Raw genomic sequence first — 25401 nt, 5'->3', positions numbered from 1 at the left:
ATTCCCATGCAGGTGCGAGCCGCCGGGTGTCAGCCGTGGTGGGTGAAGCCGACCTGACCCGGGCGGCGGTTGGGGGCGTAGCCGAGCTTCGCGAGCGTCTCGTCGGCGTCACGGTAGGTCTCGCCGATCCGGTAGATCTCGCGGGCTTCCTTGCCGGTGGCGACCTCACGGCCGAGTTCGTCTGCGAGACGGACCAGTTGCCGGATCTGTTCGACCGAGGTCATCTTCTCGCCCTTGCGTCCCCAGAGGGTGTCCTCGTTGCCGCAGCGGGTGTGCAGCCCCATGGCGATGGCCATGGTGTTGACCGGCAGCACCGAACGCATGAGGGTTTCGAGTGTCAGGCAGGCACCGTCCGGGACACGCTGGATGAAGTTCATGATGTTGTACGGGTTCGGTCCGTCGAAACCGCCGCCGATCCCCACCCAGGTCAGGTTCAGCGGACCGGTGTAGATGCCGCGTCGAATCAGGCGTTCGACGGTCTCGAGCTGCGGGATCGACGACAGCTGGAAGTGCGGCTGGATGCCGGCGGCCTGCAGGCGTCGCAGGTGCTCCTCGACCCATTCCGGCCCGGCGGGCACGGTCATCTCCCGGTAGGTCACCGCGAGTTCCGGACGCTCCATCGAGGTGCCGGCGATGTCGTCCGCGGTCATGAGCTCCATGATGTTCATCTGGCTCGTGTTGATGGCGATGGTCACCTGATCCGGCTTGGGATCCAGTTCGGCGAGCATGTGCCGAACATCGTCCGACAGCCATTTGGCTTCGGCTCCTTCACCTTCCGGCGCGAAGGAGATCGAGCCGCCGACCTGCAGGATCATGTCCGGCACCGCTTCGCGCAGGCGGGAGAGCAGTTCGTTGAACTTCGACAGTCGCTTGCTGCCCTTGCCGTCGAGTTCGCGGACGTGGATGTGCAGCACGGTTGCTCCGGCCTCGTAGCAGTCCACCGCCTGCTGGACGTGCTCGTCCATCGTCAGCGGCAGGTCTTCCGGGAAATCCTCCGGTTCCCATTCGGGTCCGTACGGGGCCGCGGTGATGACCAGCTTCTCCTGGCATTCGGGGAACAAGGCATCGTCGTGGAAGTGCATCGTGGTCTCCTGTGGATCGGGTCGTGGGTGATGAGGGAAGGAAGTTCTCGAAGGTCAGAAGGGACGATCGCCGGCGATTCCGGCACGCTCCATCCTCCGGACGGCCGGCCAGTAGTCCTGGACCGCGTAGTGCTGGGTGGACCGGTTGTCCCAGATCGCCACGCTGTTCGGCGTCCATCGCCACCGGACCTGGTACTCGGGGATCGTCGCCCGGCTCTGCAGGTATCGGAGCAGCTCGCCCGCCCCGGGGGCGTAGTCGATACCGCAGCGGACGTTTTGTGCCGTATGGAAATTCGTGAAGTGTGTGGTGAAGCTGTTGACGAACAGGACCTTCTCCCCCGTTTCGGGATGGGTGCGGACGACAGGGTGCTCCGCGTCCGGGAACCGGTCCTTCAGCGCGAGTCGTTTGTCGATCGGCAGTCGCGCACCGAAAGATGCCTCGATGCTGTGACGCGCGCGCAGCCCGGCGATCTGTTCCTTCACGTGCCCCGGGAGTTGCTCGTAGGCGAGTGCCATGTTCACCCAGATCGTGTCGCCACCGACGGCGGGACCTTCGACGCATCGGAGCACCGATCCCATGGGCGGGTTCTCCCGCCAGGTGGCATCGCAGTGGTAGGAGTTCTCGAACGCCTCGGGTGGGCTGTCGAGGTCCTTGTAGATGCGGACCAGGCCGGGATGTTCCGGATCACTGCCGAGTACCGGATGGTCCTCGAGCGAGCCGAAACGCTCGGCGAGGGCGACGTGCTCGGCCCTGCTCATCTCCTGGTCGCGGAAGAACAACACCTTGTGTTCGAGCAGCAGCGCCTTCAGTTCTGCGAATCGTTCGTCGTCGCGGGCCACCTCGGCGAGGTCTACGCGGTGCAGTTCTGCGCCGATACTGCCCGTCAGCGGTCGTGCGTCCATCTGGAATCGGCGACGTGCCTCGTCCCGGACATGAGCGTGGTCGAAGGTGGTCATGACGGTCTCCTGGGCGTGAGGGGGTGGATCGGGCCGAAGGTCAGAGCGAGAACACCGACGAGCCGACGCTGATGCCGGCTTCGAGGTCGCGGTGTGCTCGTTCGGCGTCGGCGAGTGCGTATCTCTGGTTGATCTCGATATCGATGTCTCCGGCCGCGACCTGCGCGAACAGCTCGTTCGCCAGTTCGGCTCGCTCGACCGGATCGGCGATGTAGTCCGCGAGCGCGGGCCGGGTGACGAACAGCGAGCCCTTGACCGCGAGGTCCATGGCGCTGATCGGTGGGATCGGGCCGGAGGCCGTTCCGAACGCGACGAGCAGGCCTCGGCGGGCGAGGGAATCGAGCGAGGAACGATGGGTCGAGGCCCCGACGCTGTCGAACACGACGGGCACGCCGGCTCCGTCGGTCAGCTCGCGCACTCGTTCTGCGATGTCCTCACGGGTGTGGACGATGACCTCGGCACAACCGTAGGACCGAGCGACCTCCGCCTTCTCGTCAGTGGACGTCGTTCCGATGACGTTGATTCCCAACCGTTTCGCCCATTGGCAGAAGATCAGGCCGACGCCCCCGGCTGCGGCGTGCAGCAGGACCGTGTCGCCGGCTTCGAGCGGGTGGATGCGGCGCAGGAGGTACGCCGCGGTCAGGCCGCGCATGGTCATCGCGGCCGCGGTGTCGAAGGGAATCGCGTCCGGCAGTGCGATGAGGTGTGCCGCGTCCATCACTCGTTCGGTGCTGTATGCACCGAGCGGGCTTCCCGTGTAGGTGACGCGGTCGCCTTCGTGGAAATCGGTGACGCCGGGGCCGACCGCCTCGATCACACCGGCGGCCTCGACGCCCATTCCCGCCGGCAACGGCGCCGGGTACAGCCCGGTACGGAAGTAGGTGTCTGCGAAGTTCAGGCCGACGGCTTCGTGCCGGATCCGCACTTCGCCGGGGCCGGGGTCGCCGACCTCGACGGCTTCCCATTCGAGGACGTCGGGGCCGCCCGTCTCGTGGAAGCGGATCGCGTGTGCCATCTGTGTTCTCCTTGGATGTCGAGCGTTCTGCTAGCGCAGAGTGGGTGTGACGCCGATAACACGAGACTAACGAGCACAGATCCGGAATACTTATCCCTGCGGGACATATTCGTTGTCATTCGGGGACAGTCCTTAAGGTCGCCGGGAGATCGAGGAGATGCGCGATGACGCTGCCGAAGCCGTTGGCGCGCTACGCAACACTGACGGGTTTCGTCGAACTGGCCCGCTCGCTCTCGGTCGATCCGATCGAGCTGTTGCGCAGCGTCGAGCTGGATCCGTCCGGACTCGACCTGCAGGACCGGTGGGTACCGGCAGCGTCGATCGTCCGCTTGCTGGAACTGTCCGCCGCCGTCACCGCCCATCAGGATTTCGCACTGAGACTCGCCGAACGGCGACGCCTCTCGGCCCTCGGCCCCTTGAGCGTGGCCATCCGCGACGAACCGAACGCCCGCAGCGCCCTGCGCATGTTGATCCGTTTCCAGCACACGTACAACGAGGCGCTGTTCATCGACATCACCGAGCGTGACGGGCTGTCGACGATCGTGCTTCGCGTCGAACCGGGCGAACCCATGCCCGTGCGCCAGGCCACGGAACTTGCGGTCGCCGTCATCCACCAACTTCTGCAGTACCTGCTCGGCGACCGCTGGCGGCCCGTGTCGGTGTGTTTCGAACACGGCCGGCCCGGCGACGACAGCACGCACCGTCGCGTCTTCGACGCTCCCCTCGTTTTCGACGGCAACTACTCCGGAATCGTTGTGTACACCGGCGATCTGGATCTACCCAATCGCCTCTCCGATCCCGTCCTCCGCAGTTATTCGCAACAGGTCCTCGACGACCTCTCCGCATCCGAGACCCCCGCGCTCGAGCGGCGGGTCCGGGAGCTCGTCGAACTGTTGTTACCGACCGGGCGCTGTTCGGTCGACCAGGTGGCAGCGAGTCTCGGTGTGGATCGACGCACCGTTCACCGGCACCTGGCCGGATCGGGACAGACCTTCACCCGGGTCGTCGACGACACCCGGGCCGAACTCGCCCAGCGGCTGGTGACGAGCGGGCGCCACACCTTCGCCGAAATCTCGGAAATGTTGTCGTTCTCGGCCCCGAGCGGGTTCTCGCGTTGGTTCACCCGCCGTTTCGGCATGACTCCCCGAGAATGGCGCAAGCGCTCCGAAGCCTGAGTGTCCCGAAATGGACAGAGCTGTGTCCCCTCGAGATAAGTGAGTACGACGCATCCCGACTACTGTGATGTGCACCACGGCAATCGCGGACCGGCGCAGGCCCCGCCGTCCTCCCCCATCCCCGCGCGAGACCCGTGGAACTGCTCGGGTTCCGACCCGCCCCTTTTCTATCGAGGAGCTCCTATGGGAATTCTCCCCACCCCGATCGGCACCTCTGCCGAACTCACCCTCGAATCTCCGGACGAGGTAACGAATTCCGGTGGTTCGACACCCGAGAAGAACCGACGCCGGCGCGTCGCATACCCCTGGTTGGTCTTCGCGCTGACGTTCGCACTGCTGCTCTCGGACTATATGTCGCGTCAGGTGCTCAGCGCGGTCTTCCCGTTCCTGAAAGCGGATTGGGCACTGACGGATTCGCAACTCGCATCGCTCACCAGCATCGTCGCACTGATGGTGGGCCTGTTGACCTTTCCGCTGTCCCTCCTCGCCGATCGGTGGGGCCGGGTACGGAGCCTCACCCTGATGGCGGTGATCTGGAGTATCGCGACACTGTTCTGTGCCGTGGCGGCCAACTACGAACAGCTCCTCATCGCCCGCTTCCTGGTCGGAGTCGGCGAAGCCGCCTACGGCAGTGTCGGAATCGCCGTGATCCTGAGCGTTTTCGTCCCGCGCGTCCATTCCGCACTCAGCGGTGCCTTCATGGCCGGCGGCTCGTTCGGTTCGGTCATCGGCGTCGCGCTCGGTGGCGTCATCGCAGTGCACCTGAGCTGGCGGTGGTCGTTCGCAGCCATGGCGGTGCTGGGCCTGATCCTCGTCGCCCTGTTCCGCGCCCTGGTCACCGAAGACAGGTTGTCAGCGCACAAGGTCGGTCAGGACTCAGCGCCGTCCGAACCATCCGTTCGTCCCGATGGACCGAACGTCCGGGTACCGATCTCCACACTGTTCACCAGCCCAGCCGTCTGGTGCGCCTACCTCGGGGGCGGCCTGCAGATGTTCACCGCCGCGGTGCTGTTGGCATGGACGCCCAGCTTCTTCAACCGCGAGTACGGTCTGGCCCCGGACAAGGCCGGGATGGTCGCATCGATCTTCGTCCTGCTGATCGGCACCGGCATGGTGGTGTGCGGGATGATCACCGACCGGGTCAGCCGCACGAACCCGTCGGCGAAGTGGACCAGCGCTATTGCGTTCTGCCTCGTATCGCTCGCGTCACTCGGCATCGGATTCCAGCTGGCACCCGGCCCGGCGCAATTGATCCTCATCGGGATCGGCGCATTCTTCGCCGCCGGCTCCTCGGGTCCCACCGCGGCCATGGTGGCACGACTGACGCACGAGTCGGTGCGCGCTTCCGCGCTCGGTACCCTCACGGTCGCCAACAACGTCCTGGGGCTGGCGACCGGACCGTTCGTCGTCGGGATCCTCGCCGACCGTCTGGGTCTACTCGCCGCGCTGCAACTGACCCCGCTGGTGTACGCACTCGCGATCGTGGCGCTGATCTTCGGTAAGCGTTGGTACGCAAGCGGCGTGGAGCGGCTGCACCGTCGGAGCGCAGCCGCATCGGATCATCATGTCCCGACTCGATGAGATCGGGTGGGGCCACCACGAAGCCGTCCGTGGTTCACGCTGCGCCGGAGGCGTCAGTTCCCGCCGTAGCGGCGCGCGAAGGTGTCGAGCGACGACTGCAGGTCGCCGTGCAGGGCGCGCGCAACCCCCGATCCGATCGGACCGAACAGGGGCGCACCGCCGAGGTCGATCTTCATCGACAGCGTCGAACCGTCCCCGCGAGCTGCAACGGCGAGTCGCATGGAGAACTTCGTACCTCCCTTGCCGGTCCCCTTCAACACCACGTGGTGCGGCGCGGCCAGTTCGACGATGGTCCACGTGACGCGGTTGCGCATGCCCTTGACCGACACGACCGACTGCAGCGTGGTGCCCTCGGCAAGAGTGTCGGGCAGGTCGCTGCGCCAGCCGTCGTGGATGCTCAGCCACTCACCGAACGAACTCAGACGGGAAGCCTGCTCCCAGGCAGCGTGTGGATCGAGCGGAAGATCGGTGGACACTTCGAGTTTCGCCATGGTCCGCAACAGTAGACGGTCCGTTCCGCCGGCGGGGCGCCCCGACACGACGGTGGCCCGCCCCCGGCTCGGGAGCGGGCCACGCGACGCAGAGGATCAGTGGGAGACGGCCTTCTCCACACCGACGCCGGTGAGCGAGCGGACCTCCATCTCCGCCTGCTTGTACCGGTTCTCTTGCTTGCGGCGTCCGACGTAGGTGCCGACGATGCCGAGCGCGAACGCGAGCGGGATGGACACGATGCCCGGGTTCGACAGAGGGAACCAGGAGAAGTCCACGTTCGGGAACATCGCCGACGGGGCACCGGATACCGCCGGGGAGAACACGATGAGCACGAGGCAGCTGATCAGACCGCCGTAGATGCTGAACAGGGCGCCGGTCGTGTTGAACTTTCGCCAAAACAGCGAGTACAGCAGGGTGGGCAGGTTCGCCGAGGCGGCGACCGCGAAGGCCAGGGCCACCAGGAAGGCGATGTTCTGTCCCATGGCGAGGATACCGAGGACGATCGCCACCAGACCGATCACGACGACCGTGATCCGCGAGACCCGCACCTGCTCGTCCTCGGTGGCGTTGCCACGCTTGATGACACTGGCGTAGATGTCGTGGGCGAAGGATGCCGAGGCGGTGATGGCCAGGCCGGCGACGACCGCGAGGATCGTCGCGAAGGCGACCGCCGAGATGATCGCGAGGAACAGCGTTCCGCCGAGCTCGAAGGCCAGCAGCGGGGCCGCCGCGTTCTCCTTGCCGGGAGCACCGAGGATCGCGTCGGGGCCGACCATCTTCGCAGCACCGTAGCCGAGGACCAGGGTGAACAGGTAGAAGGCGCCGATGAGCGCAATGGCCCAGGTGACCGAGCGACGAGCTTCCTTGGCGGTGGGCACGGTGTAGAAGCGCATCAGCACGTGCGGCAGACCCGCGGTACCGAGGACCAGCGCGAGGCCGAGCGAGAGGAAGTCGATCTGCGTCATATTGCTGATGCCGTACTTGGCACCGGGAGCGAGCACGTCACGCTGCGCGACGGCCTCGTTCGACGAGCTCGACACCATCGCCTGAGCGTCGGCGAGCAGCTGCGAGAAGTTGCCCCGCACCGCGAACAGGACGAGCACGAACATCAGGCCCGCACCGGCGATGAGCAGCACGGCCTTGACCATCTGCACGTAGGTCGTGCCCTTCATGCCGCCGATCAGCACGTACACGATCATGAGCACACCGACGACCGCGACGACGATCGCCTGGCCGGCCTTGCCCTCGATGTCGAGCAGCAGCGCGACGAGTCCGCCGGCGCCGGCCATCTGTGCGAGCAGATAGAACAGCGACACCGCGAGGGTCGAGAGCGCCGCCGCCATGCGGACGGGGCGTTCCTTGAGCCGGAAGCTCAGCACGTCGGCCATCGTGAACCGGCCGGTGTTGCGGAGCAGTTCGGCGACGAGCAGTAGGGCGACGAGCCATGCGACGAGGAAGCCGATCGAGTACAGGAAGCCGTCGTATCCGTAGACGGCGATCGCACCGGCGATACCGAGGAACGACGCGGCCGACAGGTAATCGCCGGCGATGGCGAAGCCGTTCTGCGGCCCGGAGAACTGGCCACCGCCGGTGTAGAAGTCGGAGGCCTTCTTCGTCGTGCGGCTGGCCTTGATGACCAGCGCCATCGTGACGACGACGAACGCGACGAAGATGGCGATGTTGAGGATCGGGTTACCGACGTCGGTCCCACTCTGCGCGAGAACGGTCACTGCTGCGGTCCTTCCAGTTCCTCGCGGATCGCGGCGGAACGCGGATCCAGCTCACGGCCGGCGAACTTCACGTAGACGGCGGTGATTACGAAGGTCGTGACGAACTGGCCGAGACCCAGGATCAGCCCGACGTTGATGTTGCCGATGACCTTCGTTGCCATGAACTCGTCCGCGTAGGTGGCGAGCAGGACGTACAGGGCGTACCAGGCCAGGAAGAACGCCGTCACCGGGAACACGAAACGGCGCAGGCGGCTGCGCAGTTCCTGGAACTCCGGGCTCTCCTGCATCGTGACGAACTCCTGCGGCGTCGGTATCCGTCGCTGCTGGGGTACGCCACTCTCGCTGAGTGGTGCTGTGGTCACTGCCGACTCCTTGGTAGTCGTGTGAAGTGAGGGTGATCACAACGTTAATGAGACGGCAGTCACACGAACAGAGGAGGCAAGAGATGGAACGACGAGGGGTGTCCTCGTGCGACGAGCGGTCGCGTCACCGCGACGAACGGCGCCTCTCCCCGGGTCCCCGCCCCCGGTCGCCGAACGCTCCGAGTTCGCGGTCGCGGCCCATGCCGAGCCGCTCGGGCACGTGCATGCGGGAGAACGTCCGGCCCACGTCGCGAGGGATCCGCCGACGCGTCAGCACGCTCACCGCGATCATCGTGACGAACGCCAGCGGCACGCTCAACGCCGCCGGATAGGCGGAGAGCACCGTCGGCCACCCTGCGGCCACCGACGGATCGATCGGCAGCAGCACGGTGGCCAGGGCGGCGCCTCCCGCGACGAGACCACCGACGACCATCCCTGCCGCGGCACCGATCGCGGTGAGGCCACGCCACCAGATCCCCAGGACCAGCAGGGGACACAGCGTCGACGCGGCGATCGCGAAGACCTGTCCCACCGAACGCGACAGGTCGAGCGAGGTCACCGACAGCGCCAGCACGAGCGGCACCACGCCCGCGAGCACCGCGGCGATCCGGAAGTCGCGCACCCGTCCGCGCAGCACGTCCGTGGACAGCACGCCCGCGACACTGACCAGCAACCCGGAGGACGTCGACAGGAAGGCCGCGATCGCGCCCGAGGCTACGAGGGCCGCGAGCAACTGCCCGCCCCATCCGGACAGCACCGATCCCGGCAGCAAGAGCACCGCAGCGTCCGACCGTCCCGTGATGAGCAACTGTGGGACGTACAGGCGCGCGAACACTCCGAGCAGCGTCGGGAACAGATAGAACAGCCCGAGCAGCCCGATCACGGCAAAGGACGTCATGCGCGCCGCGCGACCGTCCGGGTTCGTGTAGAAGCGCACCAGCACGTGCGGCAGACCCATGGTTCCGAGGAAGGTCGCAAGCATCAGCGAGTAGACCTGGAACAACGGATGTTCGCTGCTCGCCCCCAATCCGGCCCCCGGCGACGCCCAGCTGTCGTTGTCGGTCGGCGCACCGGCCACCACCGGCACCGGAGAACCGGCATCGAGGACGAGTTCGGTGCCTGCCCCGAGGACGTGCTCTCCCGGCTCGAGTTCGAAGTCACCTGCGACCGATCGGCCGTCGATCTCCCCGGTCACCACGACCGGCAACGGCTCGGCGACCTGCACGACCACATCGATCGTTACGTCGACGGTCGTGATCTCCGCGACGGTGGGCGGCACGGGTTCGTCGACGGCCCGGTGGTCGCCGACGAAGTGCAACGTGAGGACCAGTGCGGGCAGGGCGACCGCGGTGAGCTTGAGCCAGTACTGGAAGGCCTGCACGAACGTGATCGAGCGCATCCCACCGCCGACCACGTTGGCCACGACAATCACCCCGACCACGGCGACGCCCACCCAGTCGGGCACTCCCAGAAGGATGTTGAGCGTGAGTCCCGCGCCCTGGAACTGCGGCACCAGATACAGGATGCAGATGATCGCCACGACCATCATCGACAGCGTGCGCAGCCACTTCTCCCCCAGCCGGAACTCCGCGAAGTCCGGGACGGTGTAGGCACCCGAACGTCGCAGCGGCGCAGCGACGAACAGCAGCAGACCCAGATAGCCGGCCGTGAAACCGACGGGATACCACAGGGCATCGGCACCGAACTTCGCGACGAGCCCGGCCACCCCGAGAAAGGATGCCGCCGAGAGGTATTCACCGGAGATGGCTGCGGCGTTCCAGCGTGGCCCGACGCTGCGGGAGGCGACGAGGAAGTCCGAGGTGGTGCGCGCCATCCGCACGCCGTACACACCGATCGCGACGGTGGCGATCGCCGCGGCGACGAGACCGACGACGGTGACGACGGGAATCGATCCGCTCACGGGGTCGTCAATCGTCGGTGAGGTCGGTGAAATCCTGCTCGTTGCGTTCGGCGAGGCGCAGATACACCCACGCGATACCGAGCAGGATCGGATAACCGACCACACCGAGCAACACCCACGGCAGGCGGATCCCGAGGACCGTCACCACGGCGAGACCGGGAGCGACATGGAACAGCACCGGAATGCTGCCCAGCAGGCACACGGTGAACAGCGCGACCCGCAGGGCGAGCCCGAGCTGTGCCCGGACCAGCCCGCGGACCATCGCGTCGCCCACCTCGGTCTGTTGCTGCACCTCGACCCGGGTGCGGACCATGCGCGCCCCGCGCCGTTCGGCGAGGACAACACGCTGCCGCTGCGGGGGCGATCCGCCGGTGGTGCTCATCGCGACGTCCACGACTGCATCGGACCGCGGATGAGCCGGTCCTTGAGTTCCCGCGTGTGCCGGCGGCTGACCGGCAGTTCGACGGGCGGGGAGTTGCTGTCGCTGCGCAGGCACACGACGAGACCCGAACCCACACTGCGGATACCGGTGACGAGCGGCAGCGCCACGAGAAAGGAGCGGTGCACGCGCAGGAAGCCGGCATCGGCCCAGCGGCTCTCGAGCGTCGATATCGGGATCCGCACCAGGTGCGAACCGGTCGCGGTGTGCAGTCGCGCGTAGTCGCCCTCGGCTTCGACCCAGTGGACCGACGAGCGCGGCACGAGCGTGGTGACACCGCCGAGCTCGACCGGGATCACGTCGTCGCTCTGGCCGGTGTCGGATGCGGCCTGCGCCGCGGGTCGGCTGCGTTCGGCGATCCGCCGGACCGCTTCGGCGAGTCGTTCCTCCCGCAGCGGCTTGAGGACGTAATCGACGGCGCCGAGGTCGAACGCCGAGACCGCGCGATCGTCGTGCGCGGTCACGAACACCACGGCCGGGGACACCGCGAAATTGCGCAGGATGCCTGCGAGTTCCAGCCCGTCGAGTCCGGGCATGTTGATGTCGAGGAAAACCGCGTCGATGCCTCCGTCGCGCAGCACGCGCAGAGCGGTCGTCGCGTCTCCCGCGGTGTGGACGACGCCGATCTCCTCCTGCGCGCGCAGCAGGTAGGCCAGCTCGTCGAGGGCGGGCGGTTCGTCGTCGACCGCCAGCACGGTCAGGTTGTCTGTGATCTCGTTCACGGCGAATCCATCGTGCCATGCCCGGTGTTCCTCACGGCCGGATACCCGCCCTGAACTTCGGCACGCGCATGCTCACCCGGGTGCCGGCCCCCGGCGCGGTCTCGACGACGAGGCCGTAGTCGTTACCGAAGGCCGCACGCAGCCGGTCGTCGACGTTGGCGAGACCCACGTGCGCGGACTCGCGGACACCGCTGCCGTGCTCGCTCTCGGCGATCGCGTCGAGCGTGCCCGATCGCAGCAGGTCCGGGTCCATGCCGATCCCGTCGTCCTCGACGCTGATGACGCAGTCGGTGCCCTCGTCCGCCGCGGTGATGGTGATCGTGCCCGTGCGAGTTTCCTTGCCCGCGATCCCGTGCCGCACGGCGTTCTCGACGAGCGGCTGCAGAGCGAGGAAGGGCAGCGTCACGTTGAGCACCTCGGGCGCGATCTGCAGGCGCACCTCGAGGGCGTTGCCGAAGCGGGCACGTTCGAGCGTCAGGTACCGGTCGATGTTGCGCAGTTCGTCGGCGAGCAGGGTGTACTCACCGGCCGCGCGGAACGAGTAGCGGGTGAAGTCGGCGAAATCCAGCAGCAGTTCGCGGGCCCGGTCCGGGTCGGTCCGGACGAACGACGCCACCGTGTTGAGCGCGTTGTAGATGAAGTGCGGACTGATCTGGGCGCGCAGCGCGCGGACCTCCGCGCGGTCGAGCCGGGCGCGGGAGGCATCGAGTTCGGCCAGCTCGATCTGACTGCACGCGTACCGCGCCACCTCGGTGATCGCGCCGAGCAGCGCCGGGCCGGGTTCGACGGTCGTCACGACGCCGAGCACCCCCGCCACACCCATGTCCTCCACGACGAGCGGCTGGGCGATCAGTGCGCGGGCCGCGAGGTCGCCGTGGTCTCGTCGCAGGTCGTGGTGCCCGACGAGCACGCGACGCTTGTCGGCGACGGCACGGCCCGCGGCGGTGATCATCGCGTCCGTCAGTTCCTCGAACGGGCCGTCCCAGGCGAGCAGGGCGCCGTTCTCGTCCAGCAGCGCCACCGCGCGCGCTTCGGCCAGCAGCATCCGCAGGTGCGGAGCGGCCTCCTTCGCGGACGACGCGTCGAGCCCGGCGCGCAGGGGGCGCGCCGCAAGGGACGCCGTGTGCAGGGTCGCGTGGACCGCGCGTTCGGCGGGTGTGGTGACCACCCGCCGGGTCCACAGCACCACCGAGACCACGACCAGCACCAGGAGCAGTACCACCGCGGCGAGCTCGATCGCGATCATGCGCTCACGTTACGTCGAATCGATCGCCGTCGAGTTGCGCCTCGACAACGGCAGCCTGCTCCCGGGAGGCGCAGTCAGTTCTCCCCACCGAGTCGGCCGGACAACCGGCGGAGGCGTTCTAGGCTCGCGCCGTCCAGTCCGACGATGGTGACCGTCTTGCCTTTGGCCGCGTACTTCTGCTGGATCGCATCGAAGGTCGCGACGGTGGACGCGTCCCAGATGTCGGCGGCGGTGAGGTCGACGACGACGTTCTCCGGGTCGCCGATGTAGTCGAACTGGAAGACGAGATCGTTGCTCGACGCCCAGAACAGTTCCCCCGTGACCCGGTAGGTGCACGTGTCGTCGCTCGTGAGGGTCCTCTCGACCGTGGTCATGTGCGCGACCCGGCGGGCGAACAGCACCATCGCGGTGAGCACTCCGAGCGACACCCCGATCGCGAGGTTGCCGGTGCTCACCGTGGCCACGACGGTGACGACCATGACGACGGTCTCGCTGAGCGGCATCAACCGCAGCGTCCGCGGGTGGACGCTGTGCCAGTCGACCGTCGCGATCGACACCATGATCATCACGGCGACGAGGGCGGCCATCGGAACCAGACCGACGATGTCGCCGAGCGCGACCACGAGGATCAGCAGGAACACGCCGGCCGCCAGGGTGGACAGACGGGTCCGTGCCCCGGAGACCTTGACGTTCATCATGGTTTGGCCGACGACGGCGCAGCCGCCCATGCCACCGAAGAATCCGGTCACGATGTTGGCGACGCCCTGGCCCCAGCCCTCGCGGGTCTTGTCCGACCGGGTGTCGGTGATGTCGTCGACGAGCTTGGCCGTCATCAGCGATTCCATGAGGCCGACGAGGGCCATCGCGAGCGCATACGGCGCGAGGATCCGGAGGGTCTCGAAGGTCAGCGGCACGTCCGGGAAGAAGAGGGTGGGCAGGCTCTCGGGCAGTTCACCCTGGTCCGCGACGTCCGGCACGTTCAGCGAGAAGGCCACGGTCACGACGGTGAGGAGCACGATCGTGACGAGCGGAGCCGGCACGGCCTCGGTGATCCTCGGGAGGAACACCAGCACCAGCAGACCTGCCGCCACCAGCGGGTAGACCATCCACGGCACGTCCACGAGGTGCGGGATCTGGGCGACGAAGACGAGGATCGCGAGCGAGTTGACGAAGCCGACCATGACGCTGCGCGGCACGAACCGCATGAGCTTGGCGACGCCGAGGAAGCTGAGCAGCACCTGGAAGACGCCGCCGAGGATCACCGTCGCGATGAGATGGTCCACCCCGTACTGCTCGGACACCGGGGCGATCACGAGTGCCACGGCCGCGGTCGCTGCCGAGATCATCGCGGGCCGTCCCCCGACGATCGCGATGGTGATGGCCATGGTCACCGAGGCGAACAGCCCGACCCGGGGGTCGACGCCGGCGATCACGGAGAAGGCGATGGCTTCCGGGATCAGGGCGAGCGCCACGACCAGGCCGGCCAGGAGTTCGGTCTTCAGACGAGCAGGTGACCGGAGAGCGAACCGAACGGAGACGTCGGTGCGGGGATCGTGCGGCACCTGTTCCGGGCCGTGCGGGGTGTTCACTTGCGGAAAGTCTACCGTTGCGCCCGGTTGTCCTACCGTTGTGCACTGCCGTCCTGACGACGGCGGCGGATGCGCTCCTCCACCGCCGCTTCGTCGATGTCCAGGCTCTCGAGCACGTCGCGGAGGATCTCGTCGTCGAGTTCACCCCGATCGCGAGCGTCGATGAGGGCCTGGCGTCGCGCCCGCAGGGATGCCCGCCGGATGTCGTCGAACAACGCGGCCAGTCGTGTTCCGGCGTCCTCCGCGGTGTCCTCGACGGTCTCCGCCTCCTGCCGGGATCGGAGTGACTTGCGTGCCTTGGCCAGAAGTCTGTCGTAGATCTCCGGGTCCACGCCGTCAGGTGGATGCGCGGCGAGTTCGGTGAGAACCCGGTCGCTCGACTCGGCCGAGATCCTGCGGGTCACGGTCATCTGTTCCTCGGTCCGCAGCCGCTCGTAGGGGTCGGTGACGTCGAGTCTGCGGATGAGCCACGGCATCGTCGCGCCCTGGATGAGGAGTGTGCCGATGGCGACGACCAGCGCGGAGATCTGGATCATCTCGCGGCCGGGGAAGGCAGCACCCGATGCGATCACCACGGGCACCCCACCGGCTGCGGCGAGGGTGACGACCCCACGCATGCCCGCCCACGACACCACGACATGTTCCCGGAAATTCAGCTGGTCGCGGCCGAGGCGTTCGGATCCGGCGCGCCGCACGAGCGCGCGTCGCCCCCAGTGCAGCAGACCCCATGCGGGTCGCACGATCATGACGACGAGCAGGATCACCACTGCACCGAGCAACGCGAGGCGCAGGTCGGCGCCGCTGTCGCGGACCTCGTCGAGGACGAACCGCAGTTGCAGGCCCATGTAGGCGAAGACGAAAGTCTCGAGCACCACGTCGACGCTCTTCCACACCGCGCGTTCCTGCAGTCGCGTGCTCACCGAGACCTCGGTGGCACGGTGCCCGATGAACAGTCCGGCGGCGACGACGGCGAGCACTCCCGAGGCGTGGATCTCCTCGGCGGCGAGATAGGCCGCGAACGGCAGCACCAGGCCGAGCACGGTCTCGAGAGGCGAGTCGTACATCCGGGCGCGGATCAGGTGGACGGCGTACGCGAGCACCAGGCCGACGGCGATCCCGCCCGCGACCTCGTAGAGGAAGAACAGGAACGGCGAGTCGGCGAGGATGTGTGTGCCGGTGACGGCCGAGATCGCCACGGTGAACAGGGTCAGGGCGGTGGCGTCGTTGACCAGACCTTCCCCGGTCAGCACCGCGATGACCCGTTTCGGCAGTCCGAGTCGCTGTCCCACGGCGACGGCACTGACCGCGTCGGTCGGTGCGACGACCGCGCCGAGAGCGAGTGCCGCACCGAAGGTCAGCGTCGCCATCATCGCGGACGCCGTCCACGCTACGACGAACGCCGTGACGAGCACCGTGTAGATCCCGAGCCGCAGGATCGACGGCAGATACTGCCGGAAGGTAGGAACCGAGAACCGCAGGGCCGACGAATACAGCAGCGGCGGCAGGACGACCCCGAGGATGACCTCCGGATCCAGTTCGAGCCGCGGCAGACCCGGCACGAACGACACCAGTGCGCCGACGGTGACGAGCACGAGCGGAGCCTGCAGGTCGCGACGCGACGCGACGGCGGTCACCGCGATCCCGGCGATGACGACCAGCAGGATCCACGCGCCGTTCATCGCGACGGCACCGTGCCAGGCATCCGGTTCACGGTGTGATGGTGACACAGCCGGCGGCCGCCCGAAGGGAACCCGCGTCCGGGTGCCGGCTCCGTGGTTACGCCTGTTCGGCCACCCCTGCGATGACGGCGCGCGTCGCGGCGATCAGCCGAGTGAGGCCGGGCTCCTCGATCGGCCAGTGCCCGCAGTTCTCGAGCAGGACGGCCTGCGTCGGCCCGGAGATGCGGTCGAGGAACCGCAGGCTGGCTTCCGGTGGGGTCCAGCGGTCGGCGGCGGGATGCACGAGCGTCACCGGGACTGCGGTGAAGTCCTCGCGTGCGGTGTGCGGGTAGGTGAACCAGTCGGCCAGAAATCCCAGCGGGATCCGGACCCCTCCCCCGAGAGAATCGGACTCGCACATGCGTGTGAGGTCACGGTCGTTGCTCATCCGGTTCATCCGCACGAGCCATCTGATCGGCAACCGGAGATCACCCGCCACCCGGGCCACGGGCGGCAGAACCGAGGGTGCCATCCTTCCGGCGAAGCCCCATCGGGCTGCAGCCGCCCGGGCTTCGGCATCGCCGGGGTCCAGGAGGCAGGTCGCGATCACCGCGGCCACCTGCCCGGTGCGAGCCGCGACCTCGTAGGCCATCATCCCGCCCATACTCGCGCCGAAGAGGACCAGCGGCCGGGGATCGTCGGCGCGTTCGGCTGCGACGAGGTCGCAGAGCAGGTCGATCCAATCGCAGTACCGGACCTGCGAGGGACGGGGTTCGACGGTCCGTCCGTAGACGGGCATGTCGGGGAAGAGGATGTCCACGTCGTCGTCCGCGGCCAGCGAGGCGAACGACCAGAGCGCCGCGGAATGGCCGCCCGCGCCGTGGATTCCCATCACGCGCACCGGAGCATCGGGGCGAGGGTTGCGGGCGATGTGGACGCGGCGACCGCGCCAGTCCCACCAGGTGGACTCCGGTTCTCGACAGGCCGATCGGTAGTTCTCGGGCAGGAACTCGGCATAGGCCGCTGCGGTCATCGTCCGATCCCTTCGTCGTCGCACGACGGGTGATGTCTGCACCACGTATACGGCGCACGATAGCTGTACGCCCTTACCTGCACAATGTCGAGAAGATGTGAAAAATTCGCTGTGGCACAACGAATCCCGGATACACGGCGGCCACGTCTTCTTCTTCGGCCGCCCTGCCGGATGCCGTTCGCCCCGCCCCTCCTGCTTCCACGACGCGCCCGCACACCCGATCTCGCAGCGAGACCGGCAGGTCGTTTGCCCCGACGCGGCCGGGGTATGCAACCGATCGACCGCCGTGTACCCGGCCCCAGCGAGGAGTGCGTGTGATCCCAGCCCGCGACGACGACGGCTATGCGGACCTGCGCACCTATGCCGCGCTGGGTGACGGTGACACCGTCGCCCTCGTCGCCGAGGACGGTTCGGTGGACTGGTATCCGGTACCGCTCCTCGATTCGCACCCGGTCTTCGCACGACTGCTCGACGCACCGGCGGGCGGTTCCATCGAGTTGCAACCGGTCGACGAGTTCACCGTCGAACGCGCATACGTGCCGGGCACGAACGTGCTGAGCACCGTCTTCACCACCTCACACGGCCGGGTCCGGGTGACCGATTCGATCCACACGGGTGTCGCCGGGCGGTTGCCCTGGGGTGAGCTCGCCCGCCGCTCGATCGGCGGCGGCTTCGTCCGTTCCGGAAATCCCGGACGGCGAGAAGAACTGGGACTACCGTTTCGCCTGGGTGCGCGACGCCGCCTACACCCTGCACGCGTTGATCCGTCTCGGCGATCGCGAGGAGGTGCACGCCGCGATGAGCTGGTTGCTCCGCGTGGTGCGCGATCAGGGCGCCGACGCGAAGGTGTTCGCCCGGGCCTGTACTCGGAGATGATTGCCGAGGACGGCACCTTCCTCGGCAATCTCCCCCAGGGACTGAGCCATCTCGCACTCATGACGGCTGCACTGACCCTCATCGAAGAAGTACTGATCGCCGATCGACCGGAGGAGCGGACAGGTATGACGCTGATAGGTTTTCACGCCTCGCACGAACAGGCGTCCCCATCCCGCCTGCTCGAGGACGTCCGGCTCGCAGAAGCGGCCGGTTTCGGGGCGGCCATGTGCTCGGACCACATCGAACCGTGGTCGCACCGCCAGGGACACTCGGGGTTCGCGTGGTCGTGGCTCGGAACGGCCCTGGCCACCACGGACCTACGTTTCGGTGTCGTCACCGCGACCGGCTTCCGCTACCACCCGGTCGTCACCGCCCAGGCCACCGCCACTCTGGCATCGATGTTCCCGCAGCGCTTCTGGTTCGCACTCGGCAGCGGCGAGCACTGCAACGAACGCATGTCCGGAGTCGCCTGGCCATCCAAGGAGGAACGGCAGCAACTCCTCGGTGAGAACCTCGACATCGTGCGACGCCTGCACGCAGGCGAAGTCGTCGACCACGACGGCGCGGTGAAGGTCGACCGCGGACGGGTCTGGGACCGGCCGGAGACTCCTCCCGACATTCTGCTTCCCGCACTGACTCCCGAGACGGCCGGTCGTTTCGCCGACCGGGTCGACGGTCTCGTCACCGTGAACGCCCCGCTCGAGGACCTGCGGCGGATCCTCGGCGCCTACCGCGACGGGGGCGGACGCGGACGGACCGTGCTGCAGGTCCATCTGAGTTGGGCGCCCACGCGGGAACGCGCTCGGGAGATCGCGCGGGAACAGTGGGCGACGAACGCCCTACCGCCGGAACTCATGGCAGAACTCGCCACGCCCGAGGAATTCGAGGCCCACGCCGCCGAACTCGACGACGGCGCTCTCGAGGGCGCGGTGATCGTGTCCGACGATCCCGCCGAACACGTCGACCGCTTGTGCGAATTCGCCGAACTCGGTTTCGACGAGATCTATCTGCACCATGTGGGGCCGGATCAGCGCCCGTTCATCGACACCTTCGGCGACGCCGTACTGCCATACCTGCCGTGAACGGGGCTGCCGCCCCTGCCTCGATCAGGGCTGACGCGGACCCGGTTGCGCTTCGGGTCCGGGACCACCCTCCGGACCGGGCTCCCCGCCGGGTCCGGGCTGCGCGCCCGGTGCGGGATTGTCGGTGGTACCCAGATGCTGACGGGCGGCGTCCTGCGCCTTGTCGACGTGCTGGGTGTACTTCCCGCCGGTACGTCCGTCCACCTGGTCTCCGACCTTCTCGATGAACTGATCGGCCTTGTCGGGGTTCTTCGAGGCGTAGTCCTTGCCCTTGTTCACAAGGCCCTTCACCGAATCCATGAAACCCATCGTTCGGTCCTTCCCTCGTCGGATCGCTGTGAGGTTCGGGCGCACCGATCCGTGCGCTGCGGGTCAGTGTACGCCCGGGAGCAGATCGCCGGAGGCGGCGAACAGGCGGCGATGCTCCCCGTGGAGACGTCCCGACACCCACCACAGGGCCTCGACGAGGACGACTCCGATCAGCCCACACGTCACCGCGATCGTCGAGTACGCGACGTTCGACGGATCGAGCGCGAAGAACTCCCGGGTGAACGGCACGGAGAACAGGATCACGTAACCGAGCACCGAACCGGCGAGCAGCACGATCTTCCACCACTGGTACGGGCGGGCGACCACGGCGAGCACCCACAGCGCGATGATCAGCAGGGTGATCAGGGCCGAGGTGCCGGCCTGGATCTTCTGCTGCTCGGTCTGCTCCGGGCCGCCGTAGACGAGCACGTAACAGACGAAGGTCGCCACACCGACGACCACGCCCGAGGGGATCGCCAGTCGCATCACGCGGGAGACGAAGCCCGAGCGTGCCCGCTCGTTGTTCGGTGCCAGCGACAGCAGGAAGGCGGGGATGCCGATGGTGAACCACGCCGCGATCGTCACGTGCCGGGGCAGGAACGGATAGGGCAACGGCTCGAAGTCGAACACCTGCGACAGCACACCCGACACGCCCACCAGGAAGGCGAGCAGCACCGAGTACACCGTCTTGGTGAGGAACAGGTTGGAGACGCGTTCGATGTTGCCGATGACCCGGCGACCCTCGGCCACCACGTAGGGCAGCGTCGCGAACTTGTTGTCGAGAAGGACGATCTGTGCGACCGCGCGGGTCGCGGGACTGCCCGACCCCATCGCGACTCCGATGTCGGCGTCCTTGAGGGCGAGCACGTCGTTGACGCCGTCGCCGGTCATCGCGACGGTGTGACCGCGCGACTGCAGCGCACCGACCATCGAGCGCTTCTGATCGGGACGGACCCGGCCGAAGGTCGTCGAGCCTTCGACGACGTCGGCGAGTTCGTTCTCGCCCTCCGGCAGGGAACGCGCGTCGATGGGAGACGCGCTACCCGGCAGGCCGAGCGACGAGGCGACCGCACCGACGGCGATCGCGTTGTCGCCGGAGATGACCTTGACGTCGACCTGCTGGCCGGCGAAGTACTCGAGGGTCGGCTTCGCGTCCGGGCGCACCCGCTGTTCGAGGACGACGAGCGCGACGGGCGTGACCGTGCCGGGGGCGAGTTCGTCGTCGACCGGGCGGTCGCTGCATGCGAGGAGCAGCACCCGCAGCCCGCTCGAGCCGAGTTCCTCGGCGCGTCGCGCCGCCTCGGTGCCGGGGTCGAGCAGCACGTCGGGTGCGCCGAGCAGCCAGTTGCCGTGGGTGCCGTACGACTGGCCGCTCCACTTCTTCGCCGACGAGAACGGCGCGACCGCCGTCGGCTCGCCCCAGCCGGGGGCGGTGGGGAACGCCTCGGCGATCGCGAGGACGCTGGCGTTCGGACGCGGGTCGTCGGCCGCGAGCGCGGCCAGGGCGGCGCGGGCCTCGTCGAGGCCGCTGCCGTCGAGGGACTCGAGATCGGACAGGCGCATGCCGTTCTCGGTGAGCGTGCCGGTCTTGTCGGCACACACCACGTCGACGCGCGCGAGGCCTTCGATCGCCGGCAGCTCCTGCACGAGGCACTGACGACGTCCGAGGCGGACGACTCCGACCGCGAACGCGATGGACGTCATGAGCACGAGACCCTCGGGCACCATCGGCACGAGGGCGGCGACCATGCCGCTCAGCGCGGGGCCGAGCGACTCGCCGCTGGAGAAGAGCTGGTTGTAGATGATGAGCAGACCTGCGGGGATCATCAGGTAGGTGATGAAACGCAGGATCTTGTTGATGCCCGCGTTCAGCTCCGACTTCACGAGCGTGAACTTGCTCGCCTCTTCCGCGAGTCGCGCCGCGTAGGCGTCGCGGCCGACCTTCGTCGCACGGTAGGAGCCGGAGCCGGAGGCGACGAAGCTGCCCGACATCACCGTCGAGCCGGGCACCTTGTGCACGGCATCCGACTCACCCGTCAGCAGCGACTCGTCGAGTTCGAGACCCTGGGCCTCGACCACCTCGCCGTCGACGACCAGCTGGTCGCCGGGGCCGAGCTCGATGATGTCGTCGAGCACCACCTCGCGCGGAGCGATCGGTGCGGCGATGCCGTCCCGGCGCACGACGGGTTTCGTCTGGCTGACGATGGCCAGCTTGTCGAGGGTGCGCTTGGCACGCACCTCCTGGATGATGCCGATGCCGCTGTTCGCGATGATCAGCAGACCGAACATGCCGTCGATGATCGAGCCGGTGGCCAGCACGATCAGCAGCAGCACCCCGAGGATCGCGTTGATCCGGGTGAACACGTTGGCCCGGACGATGTCCTTGACCGATCGGGACGCGCGGTCGGGGACATCGTTGGTGAGGCCACGTGCCACACGCTCGGCGACCTGCTCGGTGGACAGCCCCGTGGCTGCATGGTCGGATGCGAGGACCGGTGCCTCGCCCGTTCCCACCACCGTCGTGGGCTCTTCTACTGCCATGACGAACCAGATTAGGGCACGAAAGCGAACAACCGGTGCCGTGGCAGGGGGATCAGCTCGACGTGAGCCACCACGGATCGACCGCGACGGACTTCGACGCATCGGACTTCGACACGTCGATCCGCTGACCCGGCATCGGCACCGCCGTGATCACCTCCGACTCCCGCGCGGCGGGCAGCAGCCGGGTGATGGGCTCCGACCAGGCGTGGAAGGCGAGGTCGAAGGTTCCCCAGTGCACGGGGACCAACAGACTGTCGTGACGGTCGACGCCACCGAGGTCGAGATGCGTGCGCACCGCCTCCTCGGGGTTCATGTGCACGTCGGGCCATCGCTTGTCGTAGGCGCCCACGGGCAGCAATGTCAGGTCGAACGGGCCGTAGGCCTCGCCGACGTCGGCGAACCGCGGGGTGTACCCGCTGTCGCCGCCGAAGAACACCCGGCGCGTCGGCCCGGTGAACACCCACGACGACCACAACGTGATGTTGCGCTGCAGGCCGCGCCCGGAGAAGTGCCGGGCCTCGGTGCACGTGATGCGCAGGCCGTCCACCTCGACGTGTTCGTCCCAGTCGAGTTCGACGATGCGTTCCTCGGCGATCCGCCAGCGGCGCAGGTGCGCGCCCACCCCGAGCGGCACGACGAACCGGACGGTCGGCTGCAGCACGGCGAGGCTCTCGACCGTGAATCGGTCGAGATGGTCGTAGTGGTCGTGCGAGATCACCACCGTGTCGAGGCGCGGCAGGGTCTGCAGTTCGACCGGCGCCGGATGCAGACGTGCCGGGCCGACAGTCGGTGAGGGTGACACGCGCTCGCTCCACACCGGGTCGCACAGCACCCGGTAGCCGTCGACCTCGACGAGGGCGGTCGAGTGCCCGAACCACGTCACGGCGAGTTCCGCCGCGTCGACCGGCGCGAGATAGGTCGACAACGGCACCTCGGTGCGAGGTCTCCCCCGCGACCCGCGGGTGAGCAGGTCTTTCGCGAAACCGCCCGCCGCCTCGGCGCCGAGCACGGACGCAGGGTCGGTGTTGTGGAAACGACCGTCGCGGTAGCGGGGCGACGCGGCGGCGTAGGGACGGATGTCGGAGACCGAGGCGCCGATGGAACCGGGCAGGCCGTTCACGGCGCGCGCGACCCACAGCGTGCCTGCTCCGGCGAGCGCTGCCGAGACGGCGGACCGGATGTTCATCGTCCGCGGAAGGTCGGGTCGCGGCGCTCGGCACGAGCGAGCCTGGCCTCCTGGGCGTCCTCGCTGAGCCACGCCGCGGCGAGTGCGGCGGTCTGCTCGGGCGTGGCCTCGTCGCGGGTGCCGTCGTCGTTGAGGAACAACTTCATCGCGTTCAGCGACAGCGGCGCGAGCTTCGCGATCTCGTGCGCCCATGCCTGCGCGTCGGCGAGGTCGCCGATGCGATTGGCGAGTCCACGCGCGAGGGCTTCCTCGGCGTGGACGGGTTCGGCGGCGAGGAAGACTACGCGTGCCGGCCCGCCGCCGATGAGCGAGGCGAGTCGCCGGACCGTCCATCGATCCACCGAGATACCCAGGCGCGCAGCAGGAACCGAGAATCGTGCAGTGGGCGCCACGACCCTCAGATCCGCCGCGAGCGTCAGTTGGGTGCCGGCACCGATGGCCGGGCCGTTGACGGCCGCGATCACCGGGATCGGAGCCTCGACGATGGTGCGCAGCATCTCGGCGAGGCTGTCGGTGAACCCTTCGGCGTAGACGTCGCCGGAGAGATCGGCCCCGGCGCAGAAGCTCGTGCCCCGCCCGGTGATCACCACGACACGCGCGTCGTCCGCCACGGCCTTGTCCACCGCTTCGCGGATCTCCACGCACAGCTGCGTGTTGAGCGCGTTACGACGCTCTTCGCGTTGCAGTTCCACGGTCACGACGTCGCCGTCGCGGCTGATCCCGATCATGTGTCGCCCCATCCCTTCGTCACCGAACACCCCGCATCATTCCACCCTCCCCGCGAGTGTGGGCGAGGCGCCGGATCGACCAACGACCACGGCGCGAAGATGCTCGCCAGAGCGGCCGACCCGACACCCGAAAGAAGAGGCCGAAGGCCGATGGACGCCGCGACGACACCCTCACCCGAACAGCGGATCGCCGACACGGTGCTCCTGCTGCTGCGCACGAAGGGGCCGAAGGCCGTCACGATCGAAGCGGTCGCGAACGTCGCCGGCATGGCCCGGACGACGATCTACCGCCGGTACCGGGATCGCAGCGAGATGCTGAGGCGGTGATGGAACCCCTCACCCGATCGGCACCCCCGGAACCGGAGGCCACGGTCGAAGAGCTCCTGCGGTGGGTGGTGGAGCAGTCCCGTCTCTCCGTCGACGAGGGCATCGGGCTCGGTGGGCTCGCGGCGCTCGTCACCGAACAGGAACCGTGGTTCACCGAGCTGATGCGATCTCTGTTGATGCGCCACCGGCAGATGCTCGCCGAGGCCATCCGACGCCACTGCGACGACGGAACCGTCTGCGCCGATCTCGATGTGGAGACCTTCCTGGACTGCGTGGTCGGAGCCTACTTCGCCGAGCAGGCGCGTCGCGGCGAGGTGGACGAGGACTGGCCCGCTCGCATCACGCGAACCCTGCTACCGACCTTCGCCGCCTGATCCGATTTCGGTGGATCCGACCCCGCCGAGCGGGGGTGGAACCACCGAAACAGTGGAATCGAGATCAGTGGAACCAGTCGAGAATTCGGCCTCGCGACCAGCAGCGCGCCACCGCGTCCACCCGATGCTCGGTGCCCTCGTACAACGCGATGCCGACGATGCTGTGGCCGGAGGCCGGACGATCACCGAGCGTCGGGACCGACGGCGCGACACCTACCCCCTCGGCCGACACCCACGCGACCGTTCGTCCCGTGGCCGCCCCACGAAGGCGGTCGACGAACGACGGGCGCCGCGGGATCGGCAGACGTGACAGAGCCCTGGTAGTCGTCACGACGACCAGGGCATCCTCGGGTACCGCCGCGATCGCCTCGGACAGCAGTTCCACGACGTCGCCGTAGAACCGGACGGGTGGGTCCTCGGCGAGCAGGGCGTCCTCGACGTCGGGGCGGTGCCGTGTCACGGCGACGCGCCTGACCACCGGAGGCATCGTCCGGTCGGGAACCGCCCCGCCGTGGACGATCGAACAGCTCTCCTGCACAGGAGAATCCGGGTCGCCCAGGAACACCCCGTCGCTGTAGGTGATGCCCACGCGGTCGACGCACAGGTTCAGCGCCGCGGGGCGTCCCACGTCGATCAGACCGATCGCGGTCGCGCCTACGCGGTGGGCCGCCTCGGCGAGCGCGGGATAGAGCACCGCGTAGCGACCCGTCTCGTCGGTGGTGCCTCCCCGTCGTGCCGTGCCGGCCATGTCTGCTCACTCCTCGTCGTGGGCATCGGCACGCGGACGGCCCGGTCCGCGTATGCGCCCCACCTCGCGCGGCATCCGGCCGGCCTCGGTGAGGGCCCGCCGGAGCAGGAACTCGATCTGGGCGTTGGTGCTGCGCAACTCGTCGGCAGCCCACCGCGCGAGCGCGTCGTGGACTGCCGGGTCGAGGCGCAGCAGCACCTTCTTACGTTCGACCATGCCGCATGATCC

The 25401-nt window shown here is 68.0% G+C and carries 25 protein-coding genes and 1 pseudogene; 7 read left to right on the top strand and 19 right to left on the bottom strand.

Annotated features, from left to right (window positions below; genetic code table 11):
- Positions 1-29: 29 nt before the first annotated feature.
- From K3M35_RS16365 to K3M35_RS16355, 3 genes are all read right to left on the bottom strand, one after another.
- Positions 30-1082 (bottom strand): 3-keto-5-aminohexanoate cleavage protein, encoded by a 1053-nt coding sequence (locus K3M35_RS16365; RefSeq protein WP_039587506.1) that lies wholly within the window; start codon positions 1080-1082, stop codon positions 30-32.
- A 54-nt stretch (positions 1083-1136) separates the two neighbouring features.
- A complete protein-coding gene (locus K3M35_RS16360) occupies positions 1137-1985 on the bottom strand; it encodes a TauD/TfdA family dioxygenase (RefSeq protein WP_220666728.1) in 849 nt (282 codons plus the stop codon).
- 94 nt (positions 1986-2079) lie between these two features.
- A complete protein-coding gene (locus K3M35_RS16355) occupies positions 2080-3054 on the bottom strand; it encodes a quinone oxidoreductase (protein ID WP_220666703.1) in 975 nt (324 codons plus the stop codon).
- A gap of 164 nt (positions 3055-3218) precedes the next feature.
- Here K3M35_RS16355 and K3M35_RS16350 point away from each other — a divergent pair, with 164 nt between their 5' ends.
- Positions 3219-4229: an AraC family transcriptional regulator gene (locus K3M35_RS16350; RefSeq protein ID WP_220666702.1), complete on the top strand. Its 1011-nt coding sequence runs from the start codon at positions 3219-3221 to the stop codon at positions 4227-4229.
- 183 nt (positions 4230-4412) lie between these two features.
- Positions 4413-5810 (top strand): MFS transporter, encoded by a 1398-nt coding sequence (locus K3M35_RS16345; RefSeq protein ID WP_220666701.1) that lies wholly within the window; start codon positions 4413-4415, stop codon positions 5808-5810.
- Positions 5811-5863: 53 nt separating this feature from the next.
- Here the strand turns inward: K3M35_RS16345 and K3M35_RS16340 are convergent, their stop codons facing one another.
- From K3M35_RS16340 to K3M35_RS16295, 10 genes are all read right to left on the bottom strand, one after another.
- Positions 5864-6301, bottom strand: a complete 438-nt coding sequence (locus tag K3M35_RS16340) for an SRPBCC family protein (protein ID WP_220666700.1) — start codon at positions 6299-6301, stop codon at positions 5864-5866.
- A gap of 96 nt (positions 6302-6397) precedes the next feature.
- On the bottom strand, positions 6398-8032 hold the full coding sequence (locus K3M35_RS16335) for a cation acetate symporter (RefSeq protein ID WP_220666699.1): 1635 nt from the start codon (positions 8030-8032) through the stop codon (positions 6398-6400).
- Positions 8029-8394: a DUF485 domain-containing protein gene (locus tag K3M35_RS16330; RefSeq protein WP_019289889.1), complete on the bottom strand. Its 366-nt coding sequence runs from the start codon at positions 8392-8394 to the stop codon at positions 8029-8031. The genes K3M35_RS16335 and K3M35_RS16330 overlap by 4 nt, the downstream gene beginning before the upstream one ends.
- A gap of 124 nt (positions 8395-8518) precedes the next feature.
- Positions 8519-10315, bottom strand: coding sequence for a cation acetate symporter (locus K3M35_RS16325; protein WP_019289890.1), 1797 nt, complete (start codon positions 10313-10315; stop codon positions 8519-8521).
- Between the two features lie 7 nt (positions 10316-10322).
- Complete coding sequence (locus tag K3M35_RS16320) at positions 10323-10697, bottom strand: hypothetical protein (RefSeq protein WP_033096946.1); 375 nt, start codon at positions 10695-10697, stop codon at positions 10323-10325.
- Positions 10694-11476 (bottom strand): LytTR family DNA-binding domain-containing protein, encoded by a 783-nt coding sequence (locus K3M35_RS16315; protein WP_006551612.1) that lies wholly within the window; start codon positions 11474-11476, stop codon positions 10694-10696. Before K3M35_RS16315 ends, K3M35_RS16320 begins: the two co-directional genes overlap by 4 nt.
- A gap of 31 nt (positions 11477-11507) precedes the next feature.
- Complete coding sequence (locus K3M35_RS16310) at positions 11508-12722, bottom strand: sensor histidine kinase (RefSeq protein WP_006551613.1); 1215 nt, start codon at positions 12720-12722, stop codon at positions 11508-11510.
- A gap of 74 nt (positions 12723-12796) precedes the next feature.
- Positions 12797-14311 (bottom strand): SulP family inorganic anion transporter, encoded by a 1515-nt coding sequence (locus tag K3M35_RS16305; protein WP_220666698.1) that lies wholly within the window; start codon positions 14309-14311, stop codon positions 12797-12799.
- A gap of 32 nt (positions 14312-14343) precedes the next feature.
- Complete coding sequence (locus tag K3M35_RS16300; protein ID WP_220666697.1) at positions 14344-15990, bottom strand: Na+/H+ antiporter; 1647 nt, start codon at positions 15988-15990, stop codon at positions 14344-14346.
- A gap of 97 nt (positions 15991-16087) precedes the next feature.
- Positions 16088-17002, bottom strand: a complete 915-nt coding sequence (locus K3M35_RS16295; protein ID WP_220666696.1) for an alpha/beta hydrolase — start codon at positions 17000-17002, stop codon at positions 16088-16090.
- A 308-nt stretch (positions 17003-17310) separates the two neighbouring features.
- On the opposite strand from K3M35_RS16295, the pseudogene K3M35_RS26225 reads away from it, so the two are divergent.
- The 3 genes and pseudogenes from K3M35_RS26225 to K3M35_RS16285 form a co-directional block, all read left to right on the top strand.
- Positions 17311-17553 (top strand): annotated as a pseudogene (locus K3M35_RS26225) (trehalase-like domain-containing protein); the annotation flags it as partial.
- Between the two features lie 64 nt (positions 17554-17617).
- The gene (locus K3M35_RS26675) at positions 17618-17878 is read left to right on the top strand and encodes a glycoside hydrolase family 15 protein (protein ID WP_306669318.1); all 261 of its coding nucleotides are present in this window, start codon (positions 17618-17620) and stop codon (positions 17876-17878) included.
- A 125-nt stretch (positions 17879-18003) separates the two neighbouring features.
- On the top strand, positions 18004-18960 hold the full coding sequence (locus K3M35_RS16285; protein ID WP_033096948.1) for a TIGR03885 family FMN-dependent LLM class oxidoreductase: 957 nt from the start codon (positions 18004-18006) through the stop codon (positions 18958-18960).
- A gap of 24 nt (positions 18961-18984) precedes the next feature.
- Here the strand turns inward: K3M35_RS16285 and K3M35_RS16280 are convergent, their stop codons facing one another.
- From K3M35_RS16280 to K3M35_RS16265, 4 genes are all read right to left on the bottom strand, one after another.
- Entirely contained in the window at positions 18985-19269 is a 285-nt protein-coding gene (locus K3M35_RS16280; RefSeq protein WP_006551618.1) for an antitoxin, read from the bottom strand.
- Between the two features lie 63 nt (positions 19270-19332).
- Positions 19333-21810: an HAD-IC family P-type ATPase gene (locus K3M35_RS16275; protein ID WP_024103116.1), complete on the bottom strand. Its 2478-nt coding sequence runs from the start codon at positions 21808-21810 to the stop codon at positions 19333-19335.
- 52 nt (positions 21811-21862) lie between these two features.
- A complete protein-coding gene (locus tag K3M35_RS16270) occupies positions 21863-22996 on the bottom strand; it encodes an MBL fold metallo-hydrolase (protein WP_033096764.1) in 1134 nt (377 codons plus the stop codon).
- Positions 22993-23724 (bottom strand): enoyl-CoA hydratase, encoded by a 732-nt coding sequence (locus K3M35_RS16265; RefSeq protein ID WP_220666695.1) that lies wholly within the window; start codon positions 23722-23724, stop codon positions 22993-22995. The genes K3M35_RS16270 and K3M35_RS16265 overlap by 4 nt, the downstream gene beginning before the upstream one ends.
- A gap of 150 nt (positions 23725-23874) precedes the next feature.
- Here K3M35_RS16265 and K3M35_RS26215 point away from each other — a divergent pair, with 150 nt between their 5' ends.
- Both K3M35_RS26215 and K3M35_RS16260 read left to right on the top strand, forming a co-directional pair.
- A complete protein-coding gene (locus tag K3M35_RS26215) occupies positions 23875-24051 on the top strand; it encodes a TetR/AcrR family transcriptional regulator (protein WP_232333440.1) in 177 nt (58 codons plus the stop codon).
- A complete protein-coding gene (locus K3M35_RS16260) occupies positions 24048-24425 on the top strand; it encodes a TetR/AcrR family transcriptional regulator C-terminal ligand-binding domain-containing protein (protein ID WP_230826412.1) in 378 nt (125 codons plus the stop codon). Before K3M35_RS26215 ends, K3M35_RS16260 begins: the two co-directional genes overlap by 4 nt.
- 64 nt (positions 24426-24489) lie before the next feature.
- On the opposite strand, the gene K3M35_RS16255 is transcribed toward K3M35_RS16260, so the two are convergent.
- Together K3M35_RS16255 and K3M35_RS16250 are read right to left on the bottom strand one after the other, a co-directional pair.
- Positions 24490-25173, bottom strand: a complete 684-nt coding sequence (locus K3M35_RS16255) for a DUF2332 family protein (RefSeq protein ID WP_220666694.1) — start codon at positions 25171-25173, stop codon at positions 24490-24492.
- A 6-nt stretch (positions 25174-25179) separates the two neighbouring features.
- Complete coding sequence (locus K3M35_RS16250; protein WP_006551624.1) at positions 25180-25389, bottom strand: hypothetical protein; 210 nt, start codon at positions 25387-25389, stop codon at positions 25180-25182.
- Positions 25390-25401: the final 12 nt, after the last annotated feature.

It is taken from the genome of Rhodococcus sp. DMU2021, from assembly GCF_019641445.1.
GTDB lineage: Bacteria > Actinomycetota > Actinomycetes > Mycobacteriales > Mycobacteriaceae > Rhodococcus > Rhodococcus pyridinivorans.
The sequence above is the reverse complement of the archived record's forward strand: the minus strand, read 5'-3'. Positions and strand labels throughout refer to the sequence as shown.

What these genes read in the sequence shown, in the direction of transcription:
- K3M35_RS16365 (WP_039587506.1), bottom strand. Translation starts at nt 1,082, where the DNA reads ATGCACTTCCACGACGATGCCTTGTTCCCCGAATGCCAGGAGAAGCTG.
- K3M35_RS16275 (WP_024103116.1), bottom strand. Translation starts at nt 21,810, where the DNA reads ATGGCAGTAGAAGAGCCCACGACGGTGGTGGGAACGGGCGAGGCACCG.
- K3M35_RS16265 (WP_220666695.1), bottom strand. Translation starts at nt 23,724, where the DNA reads ATGATCGGGATCAGCCGCGACGGCGACGTCGTGACCGTGGAACTGCAA.
- K3M35_RS16255 (WP_220666694.1), bottom strand. Translation starts at nt 25,173, where the DNA reads ATGGCCGGCACGGCACGACGGGGAGGCACCACCGACGAGACGGGTCGC.
- K3M35_RS16270 (WP_033096764.1), bottom strand. Translation starts at nt 22,996, where the DNA reads ATGAACATCCGGTCCGCCGTCTCGGCAGCGCTCGCCGGAGCAGGCACG.
- K3M35_RS16300 (WP_220666697.1), bottom strand. Translation starts at nt 15,990, where the DNA reads ATGAACGGCGCGTGGATCCTGCTGGTCGTCATCGCCGGGATCGCGGTG.
- K3M35_RS16340 (WP_220666700.1), bottom strand. Translation starts at nt 6,301, where the DNA reads ATGGCGAAACTCGAAGTGTCCACCGATCTTCCGCTCGATCCACACGCT.
- K3M35_RS16250 (WP_006551624.1), bottom strand. Translation starts at nt 25,389, where the DNA reads ATGGTCGAACGTAAGAAGGTGCTGCTGCGCCTCGACCCGGCAGTCCAC.
- K3M35_RS16280 (WP_006551618.1), bottom strand. Translation starts at nt 19,269, where the DNA reads ATGGGTTTCATGGATTCGGTGAAGGGCCTTGTGAACAAGGGCAAGGAC.
- K3M35_RS16285 (WP_033096948.1), top strand. Translation starts at nt 18,004, where the DNA reads ATGACGCTGATAGGTTTTCACGCCTCGCACGAACAGGCGTCCCCATCC.
- K3M35_RS16350 (WP_220666702.1), top strand. Translation starts at nt 3,219, where the DNA reads ATGACGCTGCCGAAGCCGTTGGCGCGCTACGCAACACTGACGGGTTTC.
- K3M35_RS16345 (WP_220666701.1), top strand. Translation starts at nt 4,413, where the DNA reads ATGGGAATTCTCCCCACCCCGATCGGCACCTCTGCCGAACTCACCCTC.
- K3M35_RS16355 (WP_220666703.1), bottom strand. Translation starts at nt 3,054, where the DNA reads ATGGCACACGCGATCCGCTTCCACGAGACGGGCGGCCCCGACGTCCTC.
- K3M35_RS16360 (WP_220666728.1), bottom strand. Translation starts at nt 1,985, where the DNA reads ATGGACGCACGACCGCTGACGGGCAGTATCGGCGCAGAACTGCACCGC.
- K3M35_RS16295 (WP_220666696.1), bottom strand. Translation starts at nt 17,002, where the DNA reads ATGACCGCAGCGGCCTATGCCGAGTTCCTGCCCGAGAACTACCGATCG.
- K3M35_RS26215 (WP_232333440.1), top strand. Translation starts at nt 23,875, where the DNA reads ATGGACGCCGCGACGACACCCTCACCCGAACAGCGGATCGCCGACACG.
- K3M35_RS16320 (WP_033096946.1), bottom strand. Translation starts at nt 10,697, where the DNA reads ATGAGCACCACCGGCGGATCGCCCCCGCAGCGGCAGCGTGTTGTCCTC.
- K3M35_RS16310 (WP_006551613.1), bottom strand. Translation starts at nt 12,722, where the DNA reads ATGATCGCGATCGAGCTCGCCGCGGTGGTACTGCTCCTGGTGCTGGTC.